The following is a 13,260-nucleotide window of genomic DNA, read 5'->3' as shown; positions in this document are numbered from 1 at the left end:
GACATCCTGAGCATGCTGACCACCTCCGGCGCAACCAATGGCAAGGTGCAACTGAACACAACGGGGCCGGCGCTCGGCGTGATCTCCCTCGACAACGGTGTGCAGTACGGGGCGCTGGACATCGCCGCAATGGAAGCGGCGCTGGGTGGCGGCGGCAAGCTGTGGCTCGGCACCTCGATGAGCGGCGCGATCAACCAGCTCTACTTTGCCCCGACCCTGGGCGCTTCCAGCGACAACGTCTATCGGTTTGGAGCCGGTGGCAACCAGGGGACGATGCAAGTGGGAGCCGGCGTGTTTGAAAACGTGCTCACCGGCAACAACTCGGTGCAGGTCGGCGCCACCGTGGGCGGCAACGGCTACAACAACCTGGCGGTCATCAATGGCAACTTCAACCTGACGCTCAACACGCGGAACAACTACACGGGAGACACCTATGCCAACCGCGGGTCCACGCTCAACATCGGCAACAACTTCGCGCTGGGCAGCGGCAAACTGATCGTCAACCACACCAGCAGCGCAGGAACCAACATCGGCCAGGCTGCTGAAGGAGCGGTGAGCGGAGGCGGCATCAGCCTTCTCAACGAGGTGGATCTGGTGGGCGACTTCCGCACGACGGGCTCCGCCTTCGTTCTGCGCGGCAATGTGAAGCTGGATCCGACCGGCACCGGCGGCACCCGCACGATTGACAACGTGAACAGCGGCCAGGACATGAGCATCATCGGGGTGATCAGCGGTGTGGGCAGCAATCTGATCAAGACAGGGGCCGCGAACCTGATCCTCGACGGCATGAACACCTACAGCGGCACGACCACGCTCAATGGCGCGGGCGGCCTGTACGTGGGAACCGACGTCCTCTCCAACATGAACGGCGCGCTGGGGAACAGTGACAGCGGCCTGCTCATCTCGACGGCATCCACGCTGGGCCTCAGCGGCCAGGTGGTCTTTGGCCGTGACATCTTTGTCACCGCGGCATCCACGATTCTGGGCAACTCGCCCTACACGGCCCGGGTGACGGGCGGGATCGGCGCGAGCGCCGGGGTGACTCTGCAGTCGCAGACCAACTCACGGATGGAAGTGCTTGGGCCGATCGCGGGAACCAGCACGGTGACGATCGGCAGCACGGCCACCACTCAGAACGGGGTGGTGTACATCGGAGCCGGCCCGAACGGGTATTCGCAGAACACCTACACGGGTGGCACGACGCTGAACAATGCCCGCATCGTGGTGGGCGCTGATTCGTTCTACTCCGGCCCGGCCAGTGCGCTGGCCATCATCAGCGGTCCATTTGGCACCGGCGCCCTGACCTTTGGCGCGGGTGCGTCCAACGGAGGCACGTCGATCGGCTCCAACGGCGCCAACCGTGTCATCGTGAACTCTCTCGCGTCCCTGAGCACGGATGCTAATCTGGCGATCACGTTTGAAGGACGCGGCGGGCTGAGCTTCATCAACATGACCAATGCCGGCACAGGGGGAGCCTGGGATCTGCATTCGGGCGGCACGCTGCGCAGCCGGACCATGCAGGTGAACACCACGCAGGGCGTGATTGAGATTGATGCGAACCTGATCGCCAGCGGTGCGCAGGGGGCCAATCTCATCAAGGCGGGTTCAGGCATCCTGCTGCTCACGGGCAACAACGCGGCCTACAACAAGCTCACGACAGATTCGAACTACGGTGTCTCGCTCTCAATCGACGGTGGTGTGCTGCGTGTGAACACGGACAACAGCCTGGGTGACCTGACCGCGCTGGCCGTGGGCACTGGCAACCACGCGGTGGCCGGACTGGCAACCGACGTGCGCCTGCGCGGCGGCATCCTCTCCGTGGGCGGCAGCTTCACCTCCGCGCACCAGTTCCTCCTGTCGAGCGCGGCCAGCACCATTGAAGTTTCTGGCACCAACACGTTCAGCATTGTGCTTCCGGTGAGCGGGGCGCAGGGCCTGACGAAGATCGGAGCCGGAACGCTGGTGCTCAACTCGACCGCCAACACCAACAGCAGCCTGACCGTGGGCGGCTTCAATGGCAGCAGCGGCCTCGTGCTGACGCAGATGACCAGCGGCACACCGTTTGGAGCGGGCGCGGTCACGCTGAACGGCGGCGGCATCGAGCTGATGGCCATCAACGGCGCGGCGCCAACGGGAATCACGGCCGGGGCCACGCAGGCCGCCGTGGGATACACGCTTACGGTCAGCAGCAGCGCGGGCATTCTTCCTGGCATGACGGTCAGCGGCACCGGCATCGCGGCGGGTTCCGTGGTGACGAATGTGAGCGGCACCGTCATCACGCTGAGCGCGGTGACCAGCTCCGCGGTGACTTCCGGCACGGCCCTGACCTTCGCGGCGCCGAACCAGGCGCTGTCGATTGCATCCATGACTTACAGCGGTGCGGCAGGCGTGCAGTTGCTCAAGGGGGCCGCGACCACCTCCTCGCTGACGCTCACGGGCACGCTTACTCGCAGCACCGCGGGCATGCTGACGATCACCTCGTCGAATCTGACCTCCGACCTGGGGACGACTGAGAAGTTCATCGTGACCACGACGGCACCCGGCAACACGAGCGGCATGCTGACCGCGCCTTCGATCGTGGGTCTCGGCCTCAACGACGGCAACCTGAACTTCCTGCGTTATGTGGACGCGACGACGGGCTTCGCCTTGAACAATGCAAGCACCGTGGGCGTGCTGAGCGCGTCTGCCGCCACCTCGCTGGCAGACATCACCGGCGGCACGCAGGCGGTGGCGAACAGCATTGTCAATGTGCTGGCGTTGCGCACGGACAGCAACATCACCGCGGCGGGGGGCAGCTCGCTGCTGCGTCTCGTCAACGGCGGCCTGATTTTCAACGGCACCAGCACGCCGCCAAACATCAGCGCAAACCTGGAGTTTGACAACGGCACGGCGGGTACGGCGGGTGAGGCGTTCGTGTTCGTGCGTGGCGGCCAGACGGGCAGCTCCACGATCTCGGGCAGCTATGTGGCCACCGATTTCACCAAGGCGGGACTGGGCACGCTTCTGCTGTCCGGCACGGGCAGCGTGATGGCGCCGACGACGACCGCGCTGCGGACGCTGACCATCCAGGAAGGCACACTGATGTTCTCCTCGCAGAGCGCGGTGGCTTCCGGCGGGCTGATCAACCTCGCGGTGAACAATGCGGGTGTGTTTGACCTTAACGGCCAGAACATCACGGTCGCCGGGCTGAGCGGGACGGGAACGGTCACCGGCACCTCGGGCTCTGTGACGGTGAACGCAGGCCAGGGCCAGGCCACCACCTTCACGGGGGTGATCACCGGCAACGTCAGCCTCACCAAGACGGGCAACGGCTCGCTCACTCTGAACCAGCCGCTGGCGAAGGACGGCGCGGCGCTGGCGAGCACCTACACCGGAGGCACCAGCGTGGGCGTGGGCCGCGTGGTGACGGCCTCGGTGGTGAATCCTGCGCTGACGAGCGCCACAGCCAGCTCGTTGATGGTCCGGAACACTCTGGCGCTGGGCACCGGTGGAGTCACCCTGAAGGGCGGCATCCTGGATCTGGCGGCCACGACTGCCAATGGCTATGTGACGGGCGAGCTTATCGACGGCATCGGGGTCATGCAGTTTGGCTCGGGCAGCGGCCTGAACATCACCGTGGACGCCCTCAATAGCTGGGGTCAGGCCAACACGACGTCCGCGCTGTCCACCAGCACGGCTCCGGTGGCCTGGAGCATGGTCAACAACGTGACGCTGAACGCACAGGCCCTGACCTGGACGGGCGGGCAGGACACCAACGTGCTGATCGCCGGCACGCTGGACATGACGGCAAACGCAGCCAGCAATGTGGTGCTGAACACCGTAAACCAGGGGGTGATCTCCGGTCAGATTCTGGCTGGCAACCGCACCATCACCAAACTGGGCGGCAAGACCCTCTACCTCACCAATGGCCGCACCAGCATGCTGCCAGATGGCACGGCGGATCCGCTGGGCCAGGGAGCCAACCAGGTGGGAGCCTGGGTGCTGGCGGCCGGCACGATGGAAGTGCGCACGAGCGGCAATGCGCTGGACATTTTCGGCGGCACGAACGCGGCGAACAACAACGCCTCCATCACGCTCAATGGAGCCACCCTTCTGGTGAAGCACGACGGTGACAACACCTCCAACATGCAGGTGCTCACCACCTTCGCCAACAACAACCTGATCATCGGCTCCACCGCCGCGCTGGGCAGCGGCTACATTGGCAGCACAAACGCCGCGCTCACGCTTGACCACGCCGGCAGCGCCGCGAACAAGACGCTGCAGTTTGGCACGCTGATCTTTGGCGGGCCGCTCGGCGCAGCCTTCCTCACGGTGGCGAACAACCAGGACAATGAGCAGCTTTCCGTCAGCTTCAACGGGCTGACCATGGTTCGTAACGGCTATCTGGCGATCAACAACCGCACCGGCAACAACGGCAACGTGATCATCACTGGAGGGATCAACGGCAACGGCACGCTCTTCAAGCAGGGTAGCGGCAACCTGTTCGTCAACAGCGACAACACCAGCAACTACAAGGGCGGAACGGTGATCACCGGCGGCGTGGTCTTCCTTGGCAACTTTGAAGGCAACGTGACCACCCTGAGCAACACGGCCAACCTGGGCTCGGGCAACATTCTCATCAACCCCGGCGCGGCGATCCAGTTCAACAGCACCGGCAACCTGGTGGCCGGCTGGACTGGCACCACGGACCTGCGCAGCAACGTGATGGGCAGCTATGGCATCATCCGGCTTGCCTCCAACGATGCGCTTTCGGCCTACAACGTCGTGGTCGGCAGCCTTGGCGGCCCGCAGACCACCTCCTACTTTGGTCTTGCCGGCAGCAGCAGCCTGAATGGTACGGGCAAGGCAGGCGGCGGCACCATTGTGGCCCTGGACACCGTGTACACTCAGACGATCAACCTCGCGCAGATCGGCGATGGCACGGCCTTCCTCGGCTCCACCACCAACGGGGTGGGCCAGAACGGCAGCTACAATGCCGCCACGCTGGGCGTGGGTGCTGGAAACACCTTCCGCCTCGGGGCGGGCGGCAGCATCCTGTATGTCTCGAGCGACCTGGCAAACACCAATGTCCTGAGCGACAACGGCGGCCCTGCGACCAGCCTGGTGGTCGGCCTGCCGTTCAGCCCCTATAACGTTGACAGCGTCAACGGCGGCAACGGACGCGGCACCGTGGTGCTCATGACCAACAACAATTATTCCGGAAGCACTCTGGTGAACCGCGCCAGTGTTCTGGAATTCCGCAGCACGCTCAACACGAGCTCCTTTGACACCTGGGGCACCCTCACCGCCGGTGGTCTGGGCGGCACGTTCTTGAACGCTGCCGGCACGGCCAACCTGGCGCCGGTGACGCTGCGCAGCACCTCCGAACTGCGGTTCGACTATTCCACCGGACTGCTGGCCACCGCCAAACTGGAAGGCTACGGCGGTCAGGGGCGCTGGGAAGATGACACGGCCATCGCTCTCAACAACTCCACCATCCGCCTGATCGGAAATCGTGACATTGAAGTGACGGAAACCGTGGGTGATGTCACAGTGAACAAGTTCGGCCAGTTCGCCGTCCAGCGCGATCTCCTGGACCGCACGGTGAATCTTATCATTGGCGGTGGGGCGGGCAACGACCTGACCCGTTTGCTCAACCAGAGCGTCAATGGGATCGTGATTGCGGGCAACAATGCCTCTCTGCAGATCAACCCTGTGGACGGCGGCTACCTTGGCAGCGACGAGCGGATCAAGCTTTTTGGTGGCGTGGGAGCCACGGGAATCGCAGCCCTTGGTGGCATCACCAACGGCATGGTCGCGCCATGGATGATCAATGCCACCGATCTGCAGTTCCTTACTTACACCGCGGACAACGGGTTTGTGAATGCCGGGTTTGACGCCATCCGAACGGGAGCGCTGGGCAACACCGCCGTGGCAACCGAGCGCACCTACATCAACGCAGCGGCCACCATGGTCGGCGGTGGCGGGCTCGCGCTCGACACCTATGCTTTGAGGATTGACGCTGACATCACGTTCGCCTCCGGTACGGCGGCAGCGACGGACCGCATCCAGATTCGCAGCGGTGGCCTGATCACCAACACCAGCGCCCGCACCGTGACTCCGGGCATTTCGTTTGGCACCACAGCCCAGGAAGCGGATATCTACAACGCCAGCACCCTGACGCTGGGTATTCTTGCCAATCCCACGACCACGGGGCAGATCACGAATGCCACCAACGTGGTGAAGCAGGGCGGGGGGACATTGGTGATTGAATCCGCCCAGGCCAGCTTCAACGGCAACTGGATTGTGAACCAGGGCAGCATCGCCTTCCGTTCCGCCACTGTTCAGTCCAACCTCGGCGGCACAGCCACCCTGGCACAGATGAACGCCGGCACCAATGGTGTGGTCGTCCTCAACGGCTTTGGCAGCCAGCTTCAGCTCCGGGCAGACACAGCGAACACGGTGTTCAACCTCGCGCTGTCCATCGGGGAAGGCAATCCCTATGCCGTTCTCAACAACGACCGGGCCGCAGGCAGCGCCAACGTGCTGAGCATTATGACCGGCGGCATCAACTTTGGCGGTTCCCCTGGAGAGCAGGGCCAGACATTGTTCTTAAACAACGCGGGCAACAACGTCTCGCTGCAGGTTAACGGTCCGCTGACGCTCAGCGCCGCCACCTTGGAAGGGGCTCCGGCCTATAACTTTATCCGCACCGATCCGAGCCTGACGATTTACGGGCAGGTCACTGGTGGTGCGACCCTGGTCCATACCGGTGGTGGCACCCTCGAGCTGGGCAACGGCTTCACCGGTTTCTCCAATGGCATCAACACCTTCTCCGGCGGCCTGGTGAATGTGCAGGGCGGGCTCACCATACGTGCTCTCACGACGGGGACGCCGGTGAACTTTGCCACCGTCTTCAGCGGTGTGACCACCGGCGGCATCGGCTCCGGCGATGTCACACTTTATGGTGGCACGCTTAGCCTCAAGCTGGATGGCACGGGCACAACGACCCGCGAGCGTTACGTGATCGGCACCAATGCGGCCGGCAACAACCTCATCATCAACGGCGCCTCGACCATTGACGTGAATCGCAACGTTTCCACCACAGCCACCAGCAAACACATCGTCTTCAACAACTTGACCATCGGCTCCTCGGTGCTGGGCGTCACCGGTGCCAACGCCTATGTGCTGGAAATCAACGGCGGCACCAACCTGGTCGGCACACCGGTGCTGAATGTGAGCTCGGCGGAGCTGCTGCTGAACGGGGCCATCACCGATGGCGGCAGCCAGCAGGCGCTGATCAAGAACGGTGGCAGCAATCTCTGGCTGAACAGCACGGCCAGCAGCTTTGGCGGCCTGTATGCCGGCACGGTGGGTGCCAACGGCCTGGGCATCGTGGTCAATGCCGGTTTGCTGCGCTTTGGAGATGTCAACTCGGGAGACAGCAACGTGGCAACCGTGATGGACCTCTCCGCGATGCTCCGTGGCAGCACGATCCGTGTGAATCCGGGAGCTCAGATCCTGGTGGGCAGCAGCGGCCTTAGCTTCGGCGTGGGCGAGATCGAGCTTCTCAGCTCAGGCTCATCTCTGTCGCTGTTCCGTGTGCGCAGCACCACGCTCAACCAGGGCAAGCTGGCAAGCTGGCTGGCAGCCGACTCGAGCGGTGTCATCGCACTCGACGGAGTGACCGCCACGGCATTGAACCTGGGGGCCATCGGCAATGGCACGTCATTCCTGGGTGCGACGACCAACACCACCTACACCTTCGAATCCCTCGGCATTGGTGCAGGCAACGTTTACCGTGTGGGGGGTGGCGGAACGACGCTGACATTCAATTCGACCGCGGGAGCGCTGGCGGGTGTGCTGGCGGAGACGGCACCGGGAACCCGTGTGCTGATTGGTACGCAGGCCAGCAATGGCGGTGGCGGTGTGGATTCCTTTGACATCAACACTTACACGGGCGGCACCATCATCAGCCGCAGCTCGTCCCTGGTGATCCGTGAAACCTCGACGGCAACCGCCGGCCCGCTGGGCAACGGTGGCACGGTGGACATCTTTGGCACGCTGCAGGTCTATAACAATGCCACGCTGCGCAACGCCGCTGGTACGGCCAATGCCTACAATGTCGTCATTCATCCAGGTGCAGTGCTCTGGCTGGACAACGATGCCGTGGACCTCGCGAACCGCTGGGATGATGCCACGGGCCTCAGCCTGAACGGCGGGCAGCTCTACTTCCGCTCGCGCAATGTGGCGACGGTCACGAGCACGGAAACCATGGGGGTGGTGAGCTACTCGCGCGGCTCTTCGATCCGCGTGGACAAGCGGATTGCCGCCGGTGCGGCGCAATTGACGGTGGCGGACCTGGTGCGTGCCGGCACGGGCAGTACGCTGGTCATCACGGACACGGCGAACAATCTGGGAGTGGCCGGCAATGACGATGCCGAGCGTCTGATCGTGAGCGCCTGGAGCACCACGCTTCCGACCCTTTCTGGAAGCGTCAACTCCGGCGCAGGTGGCCCGACCGGGATCCTGCCTGGGTATTACATTGACGCAGGCACCAATTCGTTTGTGAGCTACAATGCTACGACGGGCTTCCAGCCGCTCCTGAGCACGGCGACGCCCGGTGCGGGCCAGGTGGCCTACAGCAACATCATCTCCGCCGCGACGGTCACCGCCGGGATCAACGCGGGAACGGCGACGGTGGATCTGACGGGAGCCGGAGCCTTCACGCTGCAGGATAATCCGTATCTCTATGCGCTGCGCATCAACGCCTCCGCGATCAACAACTCCTTCGACCAGTATAATACAATCACGTTTGGCGGCAGCGGAGCCAATGTGGGAGGCCTGATCTCGGTGACGACCGCGGTGACGATCAACACCAACCTCAAGTTTGGCGCCACGGGTGGCAACGAGGCGTTGATCTACACCGCCTCCAACATCACGATGAACGGGGACATCAGCGCCGGCAGCATCACGAAATTTGGTGGCAGCGCCCTGATCATCGGCAAGGACCAGACGGCGGCGGCCCGGGGTGACGGCGGCTTCTCCGGGAACTGGGTGGTCAACGGCGGCACCCTGCAGTTCACCACCTTCGGCGGGGCCGGTGACGGCGGCACGATCACGCTCAACAGCAGCAGCACGACCTCCGGGGCGGGGTCCACGCTGACGCTCAACATCAACCCAGGCAGCCCGTTGCTGGCACAGTACACGATGGGCCGCATCATCACGGTGGACAATGCGGTCATCAATGTGGACACACAGACCTCTGACCGCACCATTGGCATCAGCGACCTCGAAGTCTATTCGACGGACACCAGCGGCCTGTCTCCTGCGCGCATGCGCATGCTCATCGGACGTGACCGCACGATGGTGAACGCTGGAACGCTGTACCTCACGGGTACGGGCAGCTCGATCGTGGACATTGCGCAGACGGGAGCGACGAACAACCAGATCACCTCGGGCAACTCCACCGGGCTGACCATCACCGGGCTGAACGGCAGCCGCGACCTCATCAAGTGGGGCAACGGCTACCTGTATGTGGGCGGGGACAACAGCAGCAGCTTCAGCGGGAATGTCTCCATTGAGGACGGAGCCGTGGCGGTGCTCAACGCCAACGCCTTCGGCAACGCCGCCACCAACATCACCGTGCGCCGTTACGGCGTGCTGGACATCATGACCACCGGGTTCACCAAGACCGCCACGTATGAGGCGGGCTCGATCGAGCGCTGGAGCGTGGACAACGCCCGCAGCGGTGCCATCAACCTTCAGGGGGCGACGCTTCAGGTGAATGGAGATCAGTTCAACACGGTCGCCACAGTGACCCTCAACGGCGGCTCCATCGAAGGCTTCCTGCGCAATGACGATCTGCTGAGCGGCAACTCGGGAGCGGTGTTCCGCACCCTGGGCTCCGGAGTCAGCGTCATCCTTGCCGGCAATTCGTTTGTGGGACAAAACGCCCTTACTGACGGGCCAAACGGCACGGACAACGGCCGCGCCGCGGACGCCAACCCTGGATCAACCATCCCAGACGCGAACAACAACAGCGCGCTGACGGACACGGCACGCGGCGTCATCCTGGAGATCAAAGGCAACATTTCCGGAGCAGGCGGCCTGACCAAGCAGAGCGCGGACACGGTGATCCTCTCCGGAACGAACACCTATGCGGGAAGCACGAACGTGACCAACGGCTACCTCCGTCTGGGGTCCGCCACGGCGCTGCCGAACGGCACGGATGTGACCACCGAAGGCCGCGGCGTCCTGGATCTGGGCGGGTACAATGCCTCCATCGGCAACCTGAACACTTCCGTGATCACGGGGGCGGCCTTCAGCAGCGCCGGTGGTTTCATCACGAACAGCGCCACGGTTGTGAAGACGCTCACCGTCACTCCGACTGCGGACAGCTCCTATGGCGGTGTGATCGAGAACAACATCAATCTGGTCAAGAACGGCACGAAGAAGCTCGTCTTCACCAACCAGAACACCTACATCGGTGACACCACGGTGAACGGCGGCGTGCTGGAAGTCAGCCACGTCACGTCTGGCGCCATCGATGGGATTTCTGGAACGTCCTCCCTCACAGTGGCCGGCGGAGCAACCTTCAACCTGCTGACCGGCACCACGGGCGGGGTGCTGACGCTGGCGCCTTACACCGGCACCATCCTCACCCTCGCCAATGGCAGCCGTCTGGGCGTGGAAGTGGGCACCTTCGGCAGCAGCATTCTGCTGAACACCGGAGCCAAGGCTCTCGTCACGGGCACGATCACAGTGGATGGCTACTTCACACCTGGCAGCGCGGAGACGGGGGACCACACCTCCACCATCCTGGCAGCGGCCTCCGGCGGCCTGGTCAGCACGAACGGCAGCTCGGCGACGTATGTGGTCGGCAACCTTTACAATGTCACCAATTTCAGGGTCACCGGCATCACCGCCACGGACACACGCGTGTATTTCAACACGAGCTCGACGACGGCGCTGACCGCGGCCTACTGGAAGGGCGGCTACAGCGGCGGCGCCAATGTGTGGGCGGTCTCGAACGGCTCTACCAGCAGCAACTGGGCGACGGACCTGGGCGGGACGAACACGGGCCTGGTTCCGACCTCGACCACGGACGTCTTCCTCTCTGCGACGAGCAATACGAACCAGAGCAGCATGGTGCTGGGGGCTGACATGAGCATCAAGAGCCTCACGGTGAACGCGCAAAGCGCGGGCAGCGCGGTGGTGCTGAACGATGAAGGCGGCTACACGCTGACGATCGCCAACGGCATCACCACGGACGTGGGCTCCAGCGCCACCACCATCAATCCAGACGTGATCTTCGGCTCCGCCACCACCACCATCGCGGTGAACTCTGCCAATGCGCTGACCATTAATGGTAATGTGAGCGGCCAGGCCATCAGCAAGACCGGCACCGGCACTCTGGTGCTGGGCGGAGCCAACACCTACACAGGAGCCACGACGATCAGCGCTGGCATCCTGAGCGCCGCCAGCAGCCAGGCGCTGGGCACGACGGCCGGAGCGACCACCGTCGCCAGCGGTGCATCTCTGGAACTCCAGGGAGGCATCAACATCGGGGGAGAGGCGCTGACCATCAACGGCGGTGGAGCCTCTGGAAGCGGCGCGCTGCGCAATCTGAGCGGCAGCAACATCTACAGCGGCACCGTCGCACTGGGCAGCAGCTCCACGATTCAGTCTGATGCAGGCACCCTGACCATCGTGGGCGCGATCAGCGGCACCGGTTTTGCCCTCACCGTTCAGGGCGCAGGTGACACGGTGATCAGCAGTGTGGTCGGCACCGGAACCGGTGGAACACTCATCAAGAATGGCGCCGGCACCCTGACTCTGGCCAACGCCAACACCTACACCGGCACCACCACCATCAATGCGGGCACCGTGAGCGTCTCCAACGCCACCGGCCTGGGCACCACGGGAGCGGGAGCGGGAACAACGGTGAACTCCGGCGGCGCTCTGAACATCAATGGAGCGAACGTAGCCGAAAACCTGACGATCGCCGGTTCGGGTGTTTCGGGAACCGGTGCGCTGACGGGCACTGGAGTGGCAGTGGAGAGCGGCACGGTCGCGATGACCGCCAACAGCACGGTGGGAGCCGCCAACGTCTCAGATGTGCTCACGGTGACCGGAGTGATCTCCGGCACCGGGTTTGGCCTGGACAAGGTTGGCGCGGGCACGGTGGTGCTGACTGCTACGGAAACCTACACGGGCACCACCAGCGTTTCGGGTGGCACCCTGCAGCTCGGCAACGGCGGAACGGGCGGTACGCTTTCAAGCAGCAGCAACGTCAGCGTGGGATCGGGCGGTGTGTTTGCGGTGAACCACAGCGACACCGTCACCCAGGGGGCCCAGTTCGGCGCAGGTGCCATCACCGGTGCGGGCGGGTTTGCCCAGACGGGTTCGGGCACGACCACCCTCTCCACGACTGGTAACAGCTACTCCGGCGGCACGACGGTCAGCAATGGCGAGCTGCGTGTCACGGGCAGTCTGACGGGCGCCGGAGCGGTGACCGTGGGCGAGACGGGCGGCACGCTGAGCAATGCGGCAGTGCTTGCCGGTGCTGGCGACGGGACGACCACGGGGGTCATCGCTGGTGCGGTGACTGTGGGAAGTGCGAACAGCGTGGGCATCCTCACGCCAGGCGCCACTTCCCTGGCTGCAGACAAGGGCACCCTGACGATCACCGCAAACAACACGGCCCTGACGGTGGCCACAGGTTCGCAGATTCAACTGGGAATCACGACGCCGACGACGGCTGCGGTGACGAACTATTCTGGCGTCTTCAGCATCGGCGCCACGACCTATACGAACGCCAAGGACTACTTTGACGCCCTGGGGGCAGGCGCGGACGTGTATACGAAGGGTGCTCCGACCACCTCGACCAATGCTGATTTCATCAATCTGAGCGGTACCAACAGCACCCTGGTCATTGGAGACCGTGCGGGCGGGGCGTGGGGCCAGGGCTCCGTGGTGGTGAGCGCGGTTGGCACGGTGTCCGCGGAGCAGGGCCAGGTGTTCAACCTGATCGACTGGAGCGGCCTCGCCATCAGCGGTGGGTTCAATGTGGGTGCCTTCGACAGGTATGATGCGAGCTCCAATGTGATCGCCGGTGACCTTGATCTGGCCGCCCTGGGCGCTGGTCTGGCTTGGGACGTCAGCGCCTTCAACAGCTACGGTGTGCTGGTGGTGGTGCCGGAGCCTTCCCGCATGCTGCTGCTGATGTTTGGCCTGCTGGGCCTGTGCTACCGCCGCCGCCGCCGCAGCTCCATCTGA

1 protein-coding gene (cut by a window edge) is annotated in these 13,260 nt (G+C 63.9%); it reads left to right on the top strand.

Annotated elements, in window-relative coordinates; all coding sequences use genetic code 11:
* A protein-coding gene (locus ACILSQ_RS17805) for an autotransporter-associated beta strand repeat-containing protein (protein ID WP_395745000.1) crosses the window boundary here: on the top strand, positions 1-13,260 show its end. It extends 29,115 nt beyond the left edge of the window; only the last 13,260 of its 42,375 coding nucleotides appear in the window; the start codon falls outside the window, past its left edge; its stop codon occupies positions 13,258-13,260.

It is taken from the genome of Prosthecobacter sp., assembly GCF_044227185.1.
Taxonomy (GTDB): Bacteria; Verrucomicrobiota; Verrucomicrobiia; order Verrucomicrobiales; family Verrucomicrobiaceae; genus Prosthecobacter.
The sequence above is the reverse complement of the archived record's forward strand: the minus strand, read 5'-3'. Positions and strand labels throughout refer to the sequence as shown.